The following is a 17,129-nucleotide window of genomic DNA, read 5'->3' on the forward strand; positions in this document are numbered from 1 at the left end:
GACGAACAGGGGGCGGGTGAGTCTTGAGCAAGATAGACGGGTGGATTCGGGCTGTCAAGGAAGGGCAGACGAGCCGGAAGCGAGCGGTAGAAGGTGAGTCAGGGCACCAGCAGACGCTGTTTTTCGGTGTGGTTGACTTGCCCTGCCCAATGCATATCTTGATTTGATGGGTTACGCGATTGAACTGTTTTACGATGATGCGAGCGAACAGGCCGTTCGCCATATCTGGGACGGACTGGGCAGGGTCCTGGGTCAACCTTCGCTGTCGGAACTCGGCGCCCGGCCGCACGTTTCCCTCGCGGTCTACGGCGACGCCCTCGATACGACCGGTTTCCCGGAGCGGCTGCTCGAATTCGCGCGATCCATTGATCCGTTCGACTTTACATTGAGCAGCCTGGGGACTTTCCCCGGCCAGGAAGGGGTGGTATTCCTGGCGCCCGTGGTAACTCGCCGGTTGCTGGAAGTCCACGCGCAATTTCACGAGGTGTTTTCGAAACACGAGAACGCGGGCATGGGCTACTACCTGCCCGGCAACTGGGTGCCGCACTGCACGATCGCCATCGACCTGTGGGCGGCCGAAGTGATCGAGGCCGTGGCGTACGGTCGTGAGGCCTTCCAACCGATTTCGGGACGGTACCGTGAGATCGGACTGGTGGAATTCCGTCCCGTGAAGGAACTGTTTACCTGTGCATTAGGTTAGCATTACTATGAGCCGCAAACATGGTTGCCGAAAACCCCGTTAGCACATCGAATCTGTAAGGATCCCCATGGCCAGTCTGATCGTCGAAGGCGGTAAACCCCTCTCCGGCACGGTCGTTCCGTCCGGCAACAAGAACGCCGTGCTGCCCATTCTCTGCGCTACCCTGCTGACCGACGAGACGGTGACGATCCGGAACGTGCCGGACATCACCGACGTGCAGAAAATCGTCACGTTCCTCGAAGCCCTGGGCTCCCGGATCGACTGGGACCGGGACGCCGGTTCGCTTCAGGTCAACAACGCAGGATTCCATGACGACACGGGCGAGGTGGCCCTGCCGGAAGGCATGCGTTCCGCCCTGCTCCTCCTGCCCGGCCTGTTGCATCGGACCCGGTCCATCCGCTTCGCGAACGTCAAGGGATGCGCCCTTGGGGTGCGGGAGATCGACCCGCACGTGGACGTACTGCGCGCACTGGGGGGGCGTATCGTATCGGAAGATCCCATTGAATTCGAGCTGAACGGCCGGTTCAGGGGCGACCGGATCTGGCAGGATTACGTATCGGTGACCGGGACCGAGAACTTCATCATGGCCGCGGTCCTGGGCGAGGGCAAATCGACGCTGGTCAACGCGGCGTGCGAACCCAACGTGCAAGACCTGTGCCATTTCCTCAACACCCTCGGGGCGAGGATCGAGGGCATCGGTGCGAATGTCCTGCACATCCAGGGCGTGGAACGTCTCGGCGGCGGCACGGTGGAGATCACGCCCGATCATCACGAGATCACGACGTTTCTGGCCGTGGGCGCCATGACGGGCGGCGAAGTGCGGGTCGAGCAGGCCATACCCCACCATTTCGACCTGATCAACCGCTGCTTCAGGAAACTGGGCGTAACCATCGAATACGAAGGCGATACCGCGCTGGTGCGGAACGGCCAGCCACACCGGATCGAGAACCCCTTCACGTCCAATATCCTGGCCAAGATCGAGGCCGCGCCCTGGCCCTACCTGCCCGCCGACCTCCTGCCCCTGATGATCCCCCTGGCCATCCGGGCCGAAGGATCGATCATGTTCTGGAACAAGGTATACGAAGGCGCCTTCTTCTGGATCTCGGAACTGGTCAAATTCGGTGCCCACGCGGTCATCAACGACCCCCACCGCATCATCGTCTTCGGTAACCGTCCCCTTCAGCCGGCCACCGTGGAGGCGCCCTACATCATCCGGGCGGCCGTGGCCCTGTACATGACCGCCGCGAGCATCCCGGGCACCAGCGTCATCAACGGCGCGGAGTCCATCAACCGGGCCCATCCGAATTTCGTGGAGAACCTGCGCGCCCTGGGTGCGGAAGTGTCGTGGGAAGGGTTGGAAGAGGATTGAAGGGAAGGCGGGGGTGGCGGTGTGGGTGGCGAATATAGCCGTCGCGCTTTACTAGCCGATCACCCGTATGGGCAGAAGGGGTTTCGAGGCGTCGACTCCGAAGTCCAGCCTGACTTCCTGGTCCCCCTTGCGAAACGTCATCTTGCCTGTTCCGGCAGGCGCGTCCACCCCGGGCGCCTCGTACAGCGGGTAGGCGTCGTAGTCGATGGCCTCGCCGTCCACCCTGTGCTGGCTATGCTGACCATGCTGGCCATCGAAGTACATCTCCATCTGGTTTCCGTCCAGCGTCTCGACGGTGACGCGGTCGCTCCCCGGCCATCCGGACAGGTCGGGTGATAAAGCGGCCCGGCGCGCGCAGAACGCTTCAAACGATTGCTCGCTGTCCGCCTCCCTGGCTTCAAGCACCAGTCCGCCATGCAGGTCCGGGATCCTGAGTAGCCAGCCGTCGATCTGGTCGGGATTGGCCGCCAGGTGGCGCATGGACCCTTCCTCCCGGATTTCCGACCACCCGTAGGGACCGATCGGATAGAGGGCGATATAGGCGCCGGCGCCGGTATCTCCCATGATCCAGCCTTCGCGCTCCACCCAGCCGATAGACCGGGGCAGAAACAGGTTGATGAAGGGGGCCTCGTCGTCCGTTGGAATCTTGTACAGGACGATGACGGTGCCCTTGTGCTGCATCATCCTTTCATAGGGTGATGCGCCGAAAAGCCGGTCGGGCCATTGGAGATAGGGCTTGTCGGATCCGATCTGCCGTCTGATCTGCTGCGGATAGCCCACGAGAAAGGCGCTGAACCGTTCCGGGCTGCGATAGGGGTGGTTGCAGCAGATCTTGGCCTGCTGATTCTCTCCCCGCCACGTTAGGTCCCATGAAATCAGGTCGATGGGGCCGGCCCCGGGGCCCGGCAGGCCCAGCTGCGACGACCCGAGGGCGAAGGACGGGCTCATATACGTGTACTTCCGGACCGGACGCGCCTCGTGCTCCACGCGTCGGTAGATCGTCCTGGGCGCCTTGGTCTTCTTGACGACGTGGGCCGTGGACCGGTCCACCGCCATCTCCGCGAAGAGGGCCGGGGGCCGGTAGGCGGCCGTGGCCGGCGGGATGCAGAAGCCATGGACGTGATGCTTCGGTTCGAACTCCTCGTCGCCGAAGTACAGATACTGCAGTGCGGAGATCGCGCCGGATTTCCTCCAGGTGTTCTCCCGGTAGCCTTCGCGGCTGTGGCCGCCCGCCCAGGATCCGTAGTAATACTCCAGCGCCATGTCCGCCACATACAAGGACAGCACCTGTTCGACCTGCCGGCGCAGGTGGGGGTCGGCCGCATGGTCCGCGAGCGTGATCATCGGCACCATGTGCTCCACGTGGTACTGGGGAGAGTCGTATTCGTGGTGGCCGTTGACTGCGGTGCGTTCGATCATCCCCAGGATCCAGCGCATGGCCTCGGCCCGGTTGGCTTCCGCGGACAGGCCGTTCCACATGCATGTCGCGTCCGGCCACCGTTCCGCCGCCAGCAGGTTACCCACGTAGAACATCAGCCAGTGGTTCTCCGTGTTGCCGCGCTCGAGGACGCCGTCCATCATGAAATCCCGGATGATCCCCAAAGCTTCCTCCGGCAGCCGGTCGGGCCACCGGGCGATGAGCGCGCCGCAGGGATATACGTGGAACGGACCGCCGGCGGGGCGGCCTCCCCATCCGTCCGTCTGGTCCGAAAGCGCGTTCCGCACGATGTCGACGACCTTCGCGTCGTCCATGCCCATCGCAAGGTGCGCGTTCAGGTCCCAGAGACCGCCACCGTCCCGCGTCGACCATTGCCGGACGACCCGGTCGGCCCGCTCGTCTACCTGCCTGTTGTAAGTTGCCTGGTCCATGTGTTGGTTTTTGGGGGTTTGACTAAGCTTCAGGTGCAATGATCGCGCGAACGTTTACGAAACCCGGTATCTGTTGCCACCCATGACCGCAGTCGTCCGTGTACCACAGCCCGCCCGGTGTGGCGCCGGCCAGCCAGGTCGACGTCGAACCGGGATGGCATCGCACGGCCGCGCACAGGTGGCGGGGTCCCCTACGAACCCAGTGGCCCGAACCATCGCCGATGGCCACGCCGTGTTCCGTGGCGGCAACGATATCGTCGCCGGCCCGCATCAATTCGAAGACCGCGCCGCCGTCCGCCGTATGGCCCGCCGAATCCCAGCGTTCACCGTCCTCGCTGCGCCAGATCCCCCGGTCGTCGGTGCCCGCCCAGAACTGACCGCCCATATGTGCCAGCGCGCGAACGGCCGTACCCGAGATACTGGTCCGCCGCCACGCCGCTCCCGAGTCGTCCGCGATCAGGACGCCGCCTTCGGTGCCGATCAACCACGTCTTGGGCTCGTCGGGATGCACGAGGATGGCGTTGGTGAAACGTTCGTTGACGCGGAGCGCGTCCGAGTGATGCGTCCAGCGGACCGCCCCGAGGTCGTCGTAGCGACCCGTGGCGATGCCGTAGGGGGATCCAGCAATCACACCCGGCGATCCTGCGATCGCTGCGATGGCCATGATCTCGGTTAGCGTCTCGTCGTGCAGTTGCTTCCAGCGGCCGGCCTGGTCCGCGTCGTTCGGCCACTCCCAGAGTCCGCTGCCCCAGCTCGCGCCAGCCACCAGGCGGCTCGGTTCACGGATCAGGCTGGAGATGCCGTACTCCTGGGCGCCGATGCGCGTCCAGGATCCACCAATGGTGCCGTGGTATACGCCCTTGGATCCGATAAGCCAGTGATCACGGGGGACAGTTCCCAATGAACACTCCAAATTTAACTGATTGAAATTGTTGTTTTTATCGGCTGCGGTGCAACATCTTCAATTCAACTTCCCAACGATGGTCGTCCCGCGTGAATAGGACAATTTCAACGTCCACCTCGCGGAAACACCGCCCCAAAATAAACACTGGCCATGAGGCAAACAAGGAAGTTTCCCGGTAGCCGGAAAGTTTAGGGTTGCGCGACAACGCGCAGTGGTTCCAGATTCCAGAAACACCCCCATGGCCCGTTGCCCCCAACGAAGGAAGTCGATTTGACGGATACCCGGGAACTCGCCGACTGGCTGTATCAGTTGCCCGACCTGCCTCGCGCGCCGTTGGTTCAACTACCCACGCCGATTCATCAACTCCCGAATCTCGGCGCGCACCTGGGAGGGCCGGAGCTTTGGATCAAGCGCGACGATCTGACCGGGCTGGCGGGTGGCGGCAACAAGTCGCGCAAGCTGGAGTTCCTGGTGGGCGACGCCCTGCGGATGGGCGACGATACCCTGGTCACGGTCGGTGCCATACAGTCGAACCACACCCGGCAGACGGCGGCCGCGGCAGCCCGGTGCGGGTTGCGGTGCGCGCTGCTGCATTGCGCCTGGACCAGAGATGCGGGACCCGGATACCGTCACGTGGGTAACATCCTGCTCAGCAATATCCTGGGCGCCGAACTCTACCTGGATGACCGCGAACGATCCATCGAGGACAAAGGTCCGCTTGAAGATCTGGCCGAACACCTGCGCCGGCAGGGACGCAATCCGTATCTCATCCCGGGCGGCGCTTCCGATCACACACTGGGCAGCATGGGCTATGTCGCCTGCGCCGCCGAGATCACGCGGCAGTCACGCGACCAGGGCTTTAAATTCGACTACGTGGTGCATTGCACGGGCAGCAGCAGCACGCAGTCGGGACTGGTCGCCGGTTTCGCGGCGATGGCAGCCGGTACGCGCGTGATCGGCGTGTCGGACGATAACGAGGCCGAGATCAAAAAGACGAGGGTACTCCGGCTTGCAAATACTACGCTGGAAACCCTGGCCCTGCCGCAGCGCGTCCGTCCCGACGACATCGAGATTGTCACCGCCACGGCCGATCCCTATGGTATCGCGAACGAAGAGGTGTTCAAGGGGATCCAGCTTCTCGCGCGCAGCGAGGGAATCATGGCCGATCCCGTCTACGAGGGGAAGGCAATACACGGCCTGCTCAAGCTGGCTGCTGAAGGACGGTTCGAACCGGACGCCCGGATACTGCTCATGCACCTGGGCGGCACCCCGGCGGTCCACGCCTATGCCGGACAGTTTCCCCCGGTGGAGTTTACGCGATTCGAGCCTTGATCGGGTCGCGTCGGATCCCTTCGATTTCCCCATCCTTGACCCTAGTAACCCGCCCGGCTATACTCTCCTACCATGTACCGGACCCTATTCTGGTTCCTCCTCCCCCTCGTCATCACCGAACTGATCTACGAACTGGGCATCCAGGTCATCAACGGCGGCATCGCCCGTGTGCCCCGACCCACCGAAACCCTGGCCGCGTACGGTATTGCCTGGGGGCTGACGTCCTTCCTGACCGGCACCGTCTCCCAGACCCGGCAGATGTCCATGGTCCTCGTCCGGGACCGGGCGACCTTCCACACCGTGTTTCGATGCGTCGCCGGTTTCGGCGGCGTGCACTTCCTCGTACTGGCGTGTCTGGCGTTCACGCCGGTGGGGCTGTGGGTGATCGACGAACTTCACGCTGTGGACCCGATCCTCGGCGGCACGGTGCGCAGCGCGCTCGGACTCCTGCTGCCCATACCGCTGATTGTGGGCATCACGAGGTTCCTGTCGGGACTCCTGTTGCGGGTGCGGCGGACCGACATCATCAGTTATGCCATGATGGCGGGCATCAGCATGAGTGTGGTGTCCGTGTTCCTGTTCCTTCCGACGCCGACCGTTCAGGCCGATCCCATTCTGCTGCCGGTGGCCGCGACCTACTTCGGCGTCCTGACGGAACTGGCCGTGATCATCTACGGCTACCGGCGATTCGTTCGGAGATCACTGCGGAGGGGCGGGAGCACGGAAGTGGAGCGAGCGGCTGGACAGGATGCGGCCGGGCAGGATGCAGTGGGCGAACCGGTCTCCAGGAGACAACATCCGCTGACCGCGGCCTATGTGTTGCGGTTCTACTGGCCCCTGGCCGTAACGATCGGCATTCAGGCCTTGAGCCGGCCCATCATCAACCTGTTCGTCGCCCGGGGCGCGGACGGCACGGAATCCCTGGCCGTGCTCACCATCGTGTACGCCCTCGCGCATCTGCCCTACGGGTGGCTGAACGAACTCAAGAACCTGCCGCCCGCCTTTCAGCGGCAGGATCCGGAAGGCCGGATCATCCGCCGGTTCACGGCCATCTGTGGTCTGATTTCCTTTGGGACGATGGTCCTGATGTTCTGGACCCCGATGAGGTTTTTCCTGCTTGAGACGCTGATCGGCGTGGATCACGATTTCGCCGTGCGCTGCACCGTGCCGCTGATCATCTTCTCCTTCTTTCCCCTCGCCGTCACGATCCGGTCCTATCTCCACGGGATCGCGCTGCGGGACCTCCGGACGGGCGCCATCGCACCGAGCGGCCCCGCCCGGGCCGGCGCGATCGTCATCGTCGTGAACGTACTCGCGCTCTTCGACCTGCACGGGGCGATCCGCGGCGTGGCGGCCCTCTACAGTGGTTTCGTCACGGAAACGATCGTGGTGCGGTGGCGCATGGGCAGAAGCCGCGGCTAGCTGGCGGTCTCCCTCCAGCCCTTCGTGATGTCCAGAAAGGCGTCGATGTCCTGCTCGTTGTTGAACATGGCGGGACCCACGCGGATCTGGGTGTTGTTCTCCCGGAAGGACAACCAGACGCTCGCGTCGTTGAGCTGCTTTTCGATCACCTCCTGATCGGCGCCGTGGTTGAAGGACACGATGGCGGACTGGTTGCCGGGCGGCGTGAAGACCTCGAACCCCTGCTCGGTCAATCCGGCGTGCAGGCGGTGCGCCAGGGCGACCGTGTGCTGTTCGATTCGGTCGGTTCCCACGTTAAGCAGGTAATCCAGCGACCCGGAAAGCTGGTAGATCGCCGCGAAGGCCGGCGTGGCGTATCCGAACTTCCTGGCGTCGGTATATAGCGTGTACTGGTAGTCGGGCAGCCTTTCGTCCACCATTCTCCATCCCAGGCGGTCGGGTTTCACCACGTCCATTACCGATTCCCGCACGTAAAACGGCGCCACGCCGAAACCGCCGAGGAGCCACTTGTAGGATCCCGTAGTGAGGAAATCGACCCCGGTCGGTCCGACGTCGAGATCGACCATGCCCACGCCCTGTACGGCGTCCGCATACAGGTAGGCGCCCTGGGCGTGAGCCACGTCCGCCAGGGCTTTCAGATCGTGGCGATAGCCGTTCCGGTTGGATATCCAGGCCACGGAGACCAGCTTCGTGTTCTCGTCCACCATCTCGGCGAAGGAATCGGGCGAAGCCACGCCGTCCACGTTCCGGACGATACGCGTTTCGATGCCCAGGGTCTCGGCAAGTTGACTGTACATCACGAGCGAAGTCATGTAGTGTAGATCGTCGATCACCACGTTGTCCCCGGCCTTCAGGTCCAGGGAGTTGACCACGATGTTCTCGCCTTCGCTGGTGGACGACACCAGGCCGATCTCCCCGATCCGGGCCCGTATGAGGCGCGAAAACTTCTCCCGCACGGCTTCCTCTTCATCGAGCATGGCGCGCAAATGGACCGGATCGCGGGACTTGGCCGCGAGGAACTCGATAGTCTTGTCCACCGCAGGCTGGGGCGACGGACCGATGTACGGTGTATTCAGGTACAGGTTATCGCCGGCGACCGGAAAATCCGCGCGAACGCCCAGCGGATCGTCGCCGGTGGGAGGCGCGGCGCTGACATCCGCCGGGGCCTGGTTCGATTCGTCGCTGCATGCGAGTCCGGCGGCGCCGGCGAGGGCGGCCGTGGACACGACGCCCATGAACTCCCGTCTCGATACGGACATGAGTTGCTCCTTGTTGTATTTCCATGTTGATTGATGATTTTGTGCTGGGAATGGCGTACGAGGACGGTACAGGATCCGGTGCCCGGCGTCAAGGAAAGTTCACCGGCCGGCGCCGGTCGAAATCCCTTGACGGTACGCGCCATATGGCATAGTCTGGCAGGAATTCCAATTACCTCGATTCTTCCTGCTATAAAGCCAGTTCTGATCATACAGGGTTCAAGTCGGAACCCTTGTCTCGTGACCGTTTTTAACGGATGCTGTCATAGGAGACCGAAGCATGTCCTTTCGCCTCGCTATTCCAATAATTGGCCTGTTGCTCGCCGTACCGTTGCTCGCAGCACCCCTCCAAGCCCAGGAAGCCGATCCGCCCTTCGGCGATCCGGAGTTCATCTCGCCCGACGCACGCCTGGAGATGGTGTTCAACGAGGGTCTCGCCCTGACCGAAAGTCCCGCCGAGGGCCCGGACGGGATGATCTACTTCAGCGACATCACCTTCACCACGTCGGCGGGTGCGGACGGCATCGAGGCCGGCCACATCTGGCGGTACGACCCCGATACGGGCGAGACCACCATATTCCGGTCGCCCAGCGGGATGTCCAACGGCCTCAAATTTGACGCCCAGGACCGGCTCATCGCCGCGGAGGGCGCCGACCAAGGCGGACGGCGGGTAACGCGGACGGACATGGAGACGGGCAAGGCCTACATCATCGCCCACGAGTATGAAGGGCGGCCCTTCAACGCCCCGAATGACGTAGCCATCGACGAGCAGGGACGGGTCTACTTCAGCGATCCCAAGTACATCGGCAACGAATCGGTGGAACAACCCGTAATGGCCGTGTACCGCATCGATACGGACGGGTCGATCCACCGGATCATCACCGACGCGGGCAAGCCGAACGGCGTGGTGGTCTCTCCCGACCAGCAGACTCTCTACGTGGTCAGCAACGACAACGGTTCCATCGACCTGGGCAAGATCACCCTCGACATCCCCGTGCACAAGGGACGCATGGCCCTGCTGGCCTACGACCTGCACGAGGACGGGTCCGCCACGTTCCGGAGCGTTCTCGTGGACTACCTGCCCGACGACGGGCCCGACGGCCTGGTCGTCGACGTCGAAGGCAACCTGTACGTGTCCGAGCGCGACATGACCCGGCCGGGCATCGCCATACGCGCGCCGGACGGGACCGAAAAGGCCTTCATCCCCACCGGCGTGCTGCCTACCAACGTGGGCTTCGGCCGCGGCGAGAACAGCAAGATCCTGTACATCACCGCGGGTACCGGGCTCTACCGGATCCCCGTGATGAAGGACGGCTACCATCTTCCACGGTAGCAAATGCGGGAATCGGCGCGGCTACCCAACGATCCACGACCTCGTCGGACCGGCTTGTTGACCATCCGAACCATCACCAGGCCGGTCCGGCACCTTGCCCCACGCGTCCCGGACCCATGTCCTTTCTAGACTGGACCATCGTCTTTCTCGTCAACGGCGGCATCGTCCTGTACGGCCTGCTGGCCTTCCGCGAGAAAGGCGAGAGCTTCGACTGGTACCTGGCGGCCAAGTCCATGCCCTGGTGGGCCATTGGTCTGTCCGCCTTCGGCACCGCCGTGGACAGCGGCGACTACGTGGCCATCGCCGGCGGCTCGTACCAGTTCGGCCTCTCCCAGCTATCCCAGTGGTGGCTCGGGATCGCCATCGGCTGGTTCGTGCTTGCCTTCTTCGTCATCCTGCCCATGTACCGGTCGGGCGTCTTCACCAACGCCGAGTGGCTGGAGTACCGCTTCGGGCCGTCCGTCCGCATCATGGCGGTCCTCATCAACATCCAGTCCCGCACCAACGTCCTCGCCAACATCTTCTTCTCCATGTACCTGGTACTGAGCGTCCTCGCCGGGTTCTCCACGACCGCCAGCTGGTTCGTCGTGGTGGCGGTGGCCGCGTCCGCGACCCTCTATGTGGTGCGCGGCGGCCTGCAGGCGGGGGTGTTTACCGACGCCGTCCAGGGCGTGGCCATGATCATCGGATCCTTCGTGCTCTGGATCGTGGTCTGGGTCCGGGGCGGCGGATGGTCGGGGTTGAACGAGCGCCTTGCCGCCGTGGACCCCGGACTGCCCGACGTCATGCTCCACGTGGGCGGTTACGCGCCGCCCGGTGTCCCCGCGGTCGTGGTCATCCTCAGCTTCATCGTTGTGCTGACCATGTACGCCGTCATCAACCAGTACGAGGCGATCCGGTTCCTGGGCGCCCGGTCGGAGTGGGATTTCAAGATGGCCGCCGTAGTGGCCAGCACGGCCACGGCCGTGTGTCTCTGGTTCAACATCACCATGGGCCCCATGGCCCGGGCGGATTTCCCCGCACTGGAAACCATCGACCAGGCCTATCCCCTGATGATCCAGGCCTACCTGCCCCACGGGCTCATCGGGATCGTCGTGGCGGGGCTCATCGCGGGCGGGTATTCCACCTTCGACTCCATCGGCATCGGCATATCTAGCCTCTTCGTCCGCGACATCTACGCCCGGTTCATCGTGAAGCGCGCGTCGGACGCCCACTATACCCGCGTGGGCCGCATCACGGCTCCTTTCATCATGGCCCTGGGATTCGCCTACGTGCCCTTCATCCAGGAGGGCATGCTGGCCTTCTATCTTCGGCTGGCCGGCGCCATCGCGGTACCTCTCATGACAGTCATCCTGATGGGGGTGTTCACCCGCGTGCACCGCTCGGCCGGCATCGTGGGCCTGCTCGTCGGACTGGCCTACGGCGTGACGGCCATTTTGGGCGAAAGCCTGGAATGGGGCCTGCCGGTCTGGTATACCAACACGTGGTGGACTTACCTGTGGAACATCGTGCTGCCCGCCGGCGGCATGCTGGTCGCGTCGGCGCTGATCACGCTCCGGCGCGGTCCTATGTCCGACGAGGACCTGGAAGGACTCGTCTACGCACGGGAAAACGACATCCCCTCGGTGCGCAACCGCATGGCCCACCGGCTGAAAGCCCTTGAAGGCACCTGGCTGCAGAAGACCCTGGCCGAGATGCCTGTTCGGGGGGCCTATCCCTTTAAGCTGCCGCCCGGAGGATTGCCGCTGTTCCGCAGACCCGGTGTATTGGCCCTGGGCTACCTGGCGATTGCGTCGGGCTTGCTGTTCGGGGTGCTTTGGTAGTACTCCTGCCGTAGTTGTACACATCCAGATAAACTTGATAATTGAGCTACAGCCTACCTTCTGTTTGAACTGTGTCCCGCAACTTAAACCGGTTACATTGAGTCTTAATACCAGATCCTCGGGGCCCTGAATCCGGGAACTGTATCCTGAAACCGTACAACCCTTCTTTAACAACGGGAGTGATTCTTGCTTAAAAACTACATGACTGTCGTATTAAGACATCTGCTGAAATACAAGGGCTATTCGGCGATCAACGTCCTGGGGCTGGCCATCGGTATGGCCAGCTGTGTGCTGATCATGCTCTACGTGCAGGACGAACTCAGCTACGACGGGTTTCATGAAAAGAGCGACCGGATATACCGTCTGGTGGAATCGGCGACGGTGGCGGGCAGGCCTGTCGAGGCCGCGGTCACGCCCCCGCCCTGGGCTCCGGCACTCGCGACGGACTATCCTGGGATCGAAGCGTACACCCGGATCAAGCCGCCGAATTCCCGCTGGCTGATCCGGTATGATGACAAGCGGTTCTACGAGCGGTACTTCATTTTCGCGGATTCATCGGTTTTCGATGTTTTCACGCTCCCTCTCGTCCAGGGCAAAGCCGAAACGGCCTTGGCCGAACCTCATACCGTGGTACTGTCGCAATCCATGGCGGACAAGTACTTCGGGAATGAAAATCCGATCGGCAAGGTGATTACCGGGGATGGCCGCTATGAGTTTACGATCACAGGCATCATGAAGGACATGCCGGCGAACTCGCACTTCCACGCCGACTTCCTGGCTTCCTACGCCTCGCTGGCGCCACACAGGCTTTACGGTGAGCCTTCCTCGATGCAGGGGAACGCATTCAACCATACGCTGTACACCTATTTTCTGCTGGAAGACGGTTACGGGCCCGAAACCCTTGAAAGAGAACTCCCCGGTTTTCTGGACAGATACCTGGGTGAATTGTTGCAATCCATCGGCATTGTGGCCACACCCTACCTGCAGCCAATCACGGATATCCATCTGCATTCCCGCCTGGAAGGTGAAATCGCGCCAAACAGCGATATCCGTTACGTGTACATCTTCTCTTCGCTGGCCGTGTTTCTCCTCCTGATCGCATGCGTCAATTTCATGAACCTGTCCACGGCCCGTTCCGCCCGCAGGGCACAGGAAGTGGGCATTCGAAAAGTTCTCGGCGCCCAGCGGCAACAACTGATCAAGCAGTTCGTGGGAGAATCCGTACTGTATGCCGTGATCGCGCTCGTCTTTGCGCTGGGACTGGTTCACCTGCTTCTGCCGCAGTTCAACGCGCTTTCCGGCAAGTCGCTGGTGATGGACTACCATTCCACGTGGCTGGCGCCTGTGCTGGTGGGCATCGCCCTGTTTACGGGCATCGTCGCGGGAGGCTATCCCGCCTTCGTCCTCTCTTCCTTCAGGCCGGTGGCCGTGCTGACGGGCGCGCTGAAAGCGGGCGCTTCCGGTTCACTGCTGCGAAAGGTACTGATCTCTTTCCAGTTTATCGTCTCCATCGTCATGATCGTCGGAACGGTCGTGATCCACGATCAGTTAGCGTATATGCAGAACAAGAAACTGGGCTTCGACAAAGATCACCTGGTGGTCGTTCGTTTGCCGGATGAAGATGCCATCAAGGGGTATCCGGCCTACAAAAACGAAGCCCTGCAGTATCCTGAAATCGTGAACGTGAGTTCTGCGACCAGCGTGCCCGGCAGTCCGCCCAGTCTCAATCTGGTTACGCCGGAAGGCGTGCAGGAGGATGAGAGTCCGCTTTACCAGATGATCTGGACGGACTACGACTTTGTGGAAACCATGGATATCAATTTGGTGTCGGGCCGGTCGTTTTCCCGTGAATTCGGCTCGGACTCCACCGCCTGCCTGATCAACGAAGCAGCCGTGCGCGCCCTGGGTTGGGAGAACCCTATCGGCAAGACCTACAGGATTACGGGCGCTTCCGACGACGAGCCTATGCTGAGCGTCATCGGCGTCATGGAGGATTTCCACAACCAGTCGTTGCACCAGCCCATCGAACCGCTGATGATACAGGTGATCCAGGAACCATCCGCGTTCATGGTAATACGGATACAGGGAAGCAACGGTTCACGCGGACTGGAGGTGATTCAGGAACAGTGGCGACGGATCTATCCCGGCCATCCCGCCATGGAGTATACCTTTCTCGAAGAAGACCTGGAGCAGCTCTACCAGGCCGAACAACGATTGAGTTCCGTGTTCGTTGCCGGCGCCGTCCTTTCCATACTCATCGCCTGCCTGGGACTGTTGGGCCTCTCGTCCTTCATGGCCGAACAGCGGACCCGGGAGATCGGGGTTCGCAAGGTCCTCGGCGCCACGATTACCAACGTGATCCTGCTGTTGTCCAGGGACTTTACGAAGCTGGTCCTGCTGGCATTCGTAGTCGGCGCGCCGACGAGTTACTATGTCATACAGGCCTGGCTCGAGGGTTTCCCCTACCGTATCGAGCCGGGACCGGAGGTGTTCTTCTTAGCGGGCCTCGCCGCGTTGTTGATTGCCTGGCTGACCGTTGGATACCAGGCTTTTAAAGCCGCGACCGCTAACCCGGCGGACGCGGTTCACGCAGAGTGAGATGTAACCCGATGACTCGTTTCCGGCGTAACGATCCCGGGGCAATACGGTCGTAGCTTCGGCGTTGCTTTTGGGGTGGTTTGGTGATACAATAAGCCCCATGATCCGAAACTACCTGACCGTCGCCTTACGAAACCTGCTCAGGCACAAGGGTTATTCGGCCATCAACGTCCTCGGGCTGGCCATCGGCATGGCAAGCTGCGTGCTGATCCTGCTCTACGTGCAGGACGAACTCGCCTTCGACCAGCATCATGAGAAAAAAGACCGGATCTACCGCATCGCGGAATCCGCCACGATCACGGGCCGGGCGATCGAAGCGGCCGTCACGCCCCCGCCTTGGGCGCCGGTCCTCGCGCGGGACTATCCGGAAATCGAGTCCTACACCCGGATCAAGCCACCGGGATCCCGCTGGCTCATCCGGTACGAGGAGAATCGATTCTACGAGCGGTACTTCATTTTCGCGGACTCGTCGGTCTTCGACATCTTCACCATCCCCCTCGTACAGGGCAACCCCGCGACCGCCCTGGTCGAACCGCATACCGTGGTGCTGTCCGAGTCCATGGCCGACAAGTACTTCGGAGACGAGAACCCGATCGGGAATGTGATCACGGGGGACGACCTCTACGAATTCACCGTGACGGGCATCATGGGGGACATGCCGCGGACTTCCCACTTCCATTTCGATTTCCTGGCTTCCTTCGCCACGCTGGCGCCGAACCAACTTTACTACAGCGATCCGGACGACATTCAGAATGGCGGGTTCAACCACGACCTGTACACCTATCTGCTGCTTCGGGAAGGCGCCACGCGCGAGGAAATGGAATCCAGGTTCCGCCCGTTCCTGGACAAGTACCTCGGTGAAGTGCTCCAATCCGCAGGCATTGAAGCCAACCCCTACCTGCAGCCGCTCACGGAGATCTACCTCCATTCCAACATCGAAGCCGAGCTGCGGCCCAACAGCGATATCCGCTATGTCTATATCTTCACGTCCCTGGCCGTCTTCATTCTCGTCATCGCCTGCGTAAATTTCATGAACCTGTCCACCGCCCGGTCCGCCCGCAGGGCGCAGGAGGTCGGGATCCGGAAGGTCCTGGGCGCCCAGCGTATCCAGCTGATCCGGCAGTTCATCGGCGAATCGGTACTGCTCGCGCTGCTCGCGCTGGTCATCGCCCTCGCGCTGGTGCACCTGCTGCTTCCGCAATTCAACCTGCTGTCCGGCAAGGACCTGGTCATGGACTACGGGTCGACCTGGCTGGTTCCGGCCCTGGCGGCCATCACGCTTTTCGTGGGTTTCGCCGCCGGCGGATATCCCGCGTTCCTGCTCTCTTCCTTCAGGCCGGTGGCCGTGCTGACCGGCGCGCTGAAAAGCGGCGCCTCCCATTCGATCCTCAGGAAGGTGCTGATCACCTTCCAGTTCAGCGTATCGATCCTCATGATGGTGGGCACGGGAGTGGTCCTCAGCCAGCTGGAGTTCATGCAGAACAAGCGGCTGGGATTCGAAAGCGAGCACCTGGCGGTCGTCCGCATGCCGGATGAAGCGGCCCTCAGAGGATATGGGGCCTACAAGAACGCGGTGCTGCAGTATCCCGAGATCCTGAAGGTGAGCACTTCGAGCAGCGTACCGGGCGCGCAGACCAGCCTGAACCTGTTGACGCCCGAGGGGATGCCGCCCGACCAGAGCCCGGTATTCCAGACGATCTGGGGAGATTTCGACTTCGCGGAAACCATGGCGTTCGAGCTGGCCGCGGGACGTACGTTTGACACCGCCTTCGCCACCGATTCATCGGCCTGTCTGATCAACGAGACCGCGGTTCGAGCCCTGGGTTGGGAAGAGCCGATCGACAAGACCTTCCGGTTCGCGGGTTCACCGGAAACCGCCCCGTCGCACCGGGTGATCGGCGTCATGAGGGACTTCCACCAGCACTCGCTGCGCCAACCCATTGAACCCCTCATGATCCTGTTCAACGCGCCCGGTCCGTACTTGGTCATCCGGATGCGGGGAGAGGACCCACGGCGGGGCATGGAGATCCTGCAGGACCAGTGGCGGCAGACCTATCCGAACCACCCGGCCATGGAGATCTCGTTTCTCGACGCGAACCTCGAGCAACTGTACTCCGCCGAAGAACGGCTGGGCAGCGTCTTCATCGCCGGCGCCGCGCTTTCCATGCTGATCGCCTGCCTGGGTCTCCTGGGCCTTTCGTCCTACATGGCCGAACAGCGGACCCGGGAGATCGGGATCCGCAAGGTACTCGGCGCAACGATATCGAACGTGATCGTGCTATTGTCCGGGGACTTTACGAAACTGGTCCTGCTGGCCTTCGTGATCGGCGCCCCCGTGGGATACCTGGCCATGGGTGCTTGGCTCGAGGACTTCCCTTACCGCGTCGAACTGGGTTTCGGCGTTTTCGTACTGGCCGGTCTGGTCGCGCTGATCATTTCCTGGCTGACGGTGGGATACCAGGCGTTCAAGGCGGCCACGGCCAACCCGGCGGACGCGGTGCATGGGGAGTGAGGGGGATTGCC

The 17,129-nt window shown here is 62.3% G+C and carries 11 protein-coding genes; 8 read left to right on the forward strand and 3 right to left on the reverse strand.

The features are described from left to right. Positions 1-166: 166 nt before the first annotated feature. Positions 167-700, forward strand: a complete 534-nt coding sequence (locus F4X08_00135) for a 2'-5' RNA ligase family protein (protein ID MYD24206.1) — start codon at positions 167-169, stop codon at positions 698-700. Positions 701-767: 67 nt separating this feature from the next. After that, entirely contained in the window at positions 768-2,069 is a 1,302-nt protein-coding gene (locus tag F4X08_00140; protein ID MYD24207.1) for a UDP-N-acetylglucosamine 1-carboxyvinyltransferase, read from the forward strand. A 51-nt stretch (positions 2,070-2,120) separates the two neighbouring features. Here the strand turns inward: F4X08_00140 and F4X08_00145 are convergent, their stop codons facing one another. Beyond that, positions 2,121-3,938, reverse strand: a complete 1,818-nt coding sequence (locus F4X08_00145; GenBank protein MYD24208.1) for a hypothetical protein — start codon at positions 3,936-3,938, stop codon at positions 2,121-2,123. Positions 3,939-3,960: 22 nt separating this feature from the next. Continuing rightward, positions 3,961-4,839 carry a hypothetical protein gene (locus tag F4X08_00150; GenBank protein MYD24209.1) on the reverse strand — a complete coding sequence of 293 codons (879 nt, stop codon included), beginning with the start codon at positions 4,837-4,839 and terminating at the stop codon, positions 3,961-3,963. 357 nt (positions 4,840-5,196) lie between these two features. Here F4X08_00150 and F4X08_00155 point away from each other — a divergent pair, with 357 nt between their 5' ends. Then, the gene (locus F4X08_00155) at positions 5,197-6,174 is read left to right on the forward strand and encodes a D-cysteine desulfhydrase family protein (protein ID MYD24210.1); all 978 of its coding nucleotides are present in this window, start codon (positions 5,197-5,199) and stop codon (positions 6,172-6,174) included. 72 nt (positions 6,175-6,246) lie between these two features. Beyond that, complete coding sequence (locus F4X08_00160; protein MYD24211.1) at positions 6,247-7,596, forward strand: hypothetical protein; 1,350 nt, start codon at positions 6,247-6,249, stop codon at positions 7,594-7,596. Here F4X08_00160 and F4X08_00165 read toward each other — a convergent pair. Next, complete coding sequence (locus F4X08_00165; protein ID MYD24212.1) at positions 7,593-8,855, reverse strand: aminotransferase class V-fold PLP-dependent enzyme; 1,263 nt, start codon at positions 8,853-8,855, stop codon at positions 7,593-7,595. The genes F4X08_00160 and F4X08_00165 overlap by 4 nt on opposite strands. 277 nt (positions 8,856-9,132) lie before the next feature. Here F4X08_00165 and F4X08_00170 point away from each other — a divergent pair, with 277 nt between their 5' ends. The 4 genes from F4X08_00170 to F4X08_00185 all read left to right on the forward strand — a co-directional run bounded on the left by F4X08_00170 (position 9,133) and on the right by F4X08_00185 (position 17,118). Beyond that, positions 9,133-10,185 (forward strand): SMP-30/gluconolactonase/LRE family protein, encoded by a 1,053-nt coding sequence (locus F4X08_00170; GenBank protein MYD24213.1) that lies wholly within the window; start codon positions 9,133-9,135, stop codon positions 10,183-10,185. 116 nt (positions 10,186-10,301) lie between these two features. Next, a complete protein-coding gene (locus F4X08_00175; protein MYD24214.1) occupies positions 10,302-12,008 on the forward strand; it encodes a hypothetical protein in 1,707 nt (568 codons plus the stop codon). A gap of 186 nt (positions 12,009-12,194) precedes the next feature. After that, positions 12,195-14,606, forward strand: coding sequence for an FtsX-like permease family protein (locus tag F4X08_00180; protein ID MYD24215.1), 2,412 nt, complete (start codon positions 12,195-12,197; stop codon positions 14,604-14,606). Positions 14,607-14,706: 100 nt separating this feature from the next. Then, a complete protein-coding gene (locus tag F4X08_00185) occupies positions 14,707-17,118 on the forward strand; it encodes an FtsX-like permease family protein (protein ID MYD24216.1) in 2,412 nt (803 codons plus the stop codon). Positions 17,119-17,129 lie beyond the last annotated feature (11 nt).

Source organism: Gemmatimonadota bacterium (assembly GCA_009841265.1).
Classification (GTDB): Bacteria; JAAXHH01; JAAXHH01; order JAAXHH01; family JAAXHH01; genus JAAXHH01.

Bases quoted from the DNA above. Each gene is read 5' to 3' on its own strand.
- F4X08_00140 (MYD24207.1), top strand. From the start codon at position 768: ATGGCCAGTCTGATCGTCGAAGGCGGTAAACCCCTCTCCGGCACGGTC.
- F4X08_00175 (MYD24214.1), top strand. From the start codon at position 10,302: ATGTCCTTTCTAGACTGGACCATCGTCTTTCTCGTCAACGGCGGCATC.
- F4X08_00165 (MYD24212.1), bottom strand. From the start codon at position 8,855: ATGTCCGTATCGAGACGGGAGTTCATGGGCGTCGTGTCCACGGCCGCC.
- F4X08_00185 (MYD24216.1), top strand. From the start codon at position 14,707: ATGATCCGAAACTACCTGACCGTCGCCTTACGAAACCTGCTCAGGCAC.
- F4X08_00160 (MYD24211.1), top strand. From the start codon at position 6,247: ATGTACCGGACCCTATTCTGGTTCCTCCTCCCCCTCGTCATCACCGAA.
- F4X08_00170 (MYD24213.1), top strand. From the start codon at position 9,133: ATGTCCTTTCGCCTCGCTATTCCAATAATTGGCCTGTTGCTCGCCGTA.
- F4X08_00135 (MYD24206.1), top strand. From the start codon at position 167: ATGGGTTACGCGATTGAACTGTTTTACGATGATGCGAGCGAACAGGCC.
- F4X08_00145 (MYD24208.1), bottom strand. From the start codon at position 3,938: ATGGACCAGGCAACTTACAACAGGCAGGTAGACGAGCGGGCCGACCGG.